General features: G+C 48.0%; 2 protein-coding genes and 1 pseudogene. All 3 read right to left on the bottom strand.

Features of this window, described 5'->3' with window-relative positions; translation table 11 throughout:
• Positions 1-350: serine hydrolase (locus B3M90_RS00120; RefSeq protein ID WP_290782001.1), on the bottom strand; the 350-nt coding region annotated here is incomplete at its 3' end.
• Positions 351-441: 91 nt separating this feature from the next.
• Positions 442-1,020, bottom strand: coding sequence for a pyridoxal 5'-phosphate synthase glutaminase subunit PdxT (gene pdxT, locus B3M90_RS00115; protein WP_290754898.1), 579 nt, complete (start codon positions 1,018-1,020; stop codon positions 442-444).
• Positions 1,014-1,388: pseudogene (locus B3M90_RS00110) on the bottom strand (pyridoxal 5'-phosphate synthase lyase subunit PdxS); the annotation flags it as partial. The gene pdxT and the pseudogene B3M90_RS00110, both read right to left, overlap by 7 nt.

The raw sequence follows: 1,388 nt of genomic DNA, 5'->3' as shown, positions 1-1,388 counted from the left end.
ATGAACGCCGCGTTATACATCTCACGAACCGTATATGTTTTTGCTTTAACAGGAACACGAGCGATGCCGGACGTGTTCGCAAGCTTCAACACTTTTGCACTCGGTTTGATTTTTTGATCCCACGTCAGATTTTTTAATTCGATTTGTCGTCGAACGAGATAAAGCGTCATCAGCTTTGTCATCGAAGCCGGTGGTAAAGAAACATCCGCTTCCGATTGAAGGAGGATTTTTCCTGTGACCGCATCGGCCATTATGTAAGACTCTGCTTGAATCGAAGGTGCCGCTTGTCCAGTTGTAGGAAAACCTACGACCAGCAGGACACTTAAACAGAGTAGCAAGATTCGTTTCATCGTGTCTCTCCTTCACTCAATCATTCATTTTACAAATAGTGTAGCACAAAAGAAGCACCTGACAGTAGAACCTGTCAGATGCTTCCACACTTTATGAACGGACGGACTGCCGCTGTTTGATTTTTTGTAAAAAATAGCGGTGCAAACGATCATCCTCTGTCAATTCAGGGTGGAACGAGCACGCGAGGTGTAATGATGTCTCGACGGCAACGATCTGATCTTCGACTTTCGCAATCACGCGTGTTCCTTCCCCGACAGACAGAATCAATGGCGCTCGAATGAATACTGCCTCGATTGGTTCCTCAATTCCTTCAACCGGTAGCAATCCTTCAAATGAATCAATTTGTCGACCGAAAGCATTTCGACGGACCGTCATCGAAATTGCGTTGAGATGGCTCTGACCTGCTTCGACAGCGGTTGCGAGTAGAATCATTCCGGCACATGTCCCGAACATCGGTAGCGTCGTCGCTTTTTCCCGAAGCGGTTCCAGCAATTCATAACGTTCGATCAATCGACGCATCGCGGTCGATTCGCCTCCTGGTAAGACGAGTCCATCCAGCCCTGCAAGATCACTCGCTTGTTTGACTAGAACGACATCGACACCAAGACCTTCCAGCTGCTGTTGATGTTCACGGACTGCACCTTGAACATCCAGAATACCAATTACCATCCGCGTGTCGCCATCCGTTCCTCAAACGGCATCGAAGTGACATCGATTCCCTTCATTGCTGTTCCGAGCCCTTTGGATAAAGAGGCAATCCGTCCAAAATCATCTTTATACGTAACCGCTTCAACAATCGCGCGAGCCACACGTTCTGGGTGTTCTGATTTAAAGATCCCCGATCCGACGAAGACACCATCTGCCCCTAAATGCATCATGAGAGCGGCATCAGCTGGTGTCGCAACTCCTCCGGCTGCAAAATTGACGACTGGTAGACGTCCCTGTGTCCGAATATCTCGTAATACTTCGTACGGAGCACCCCACTCTTTCGCAAATGTCATCAATTCATCTGGACTGACATGCAAAATCTGATTCAA

The organism is Exiguobacterium sp. UBA6309 (genome assembly GCF_002439205.1).
Taxonomy (GTDB): Bacteria; Bacillota; Bacilli; order Exiguobacteriales; family Exiguobacteriaceae; genus Exiguobacterium_A.
Note: the sequence above shows the minus strand (reverse complement) of the source record. Positions and strands in the feature narration are given on the sequence as shown.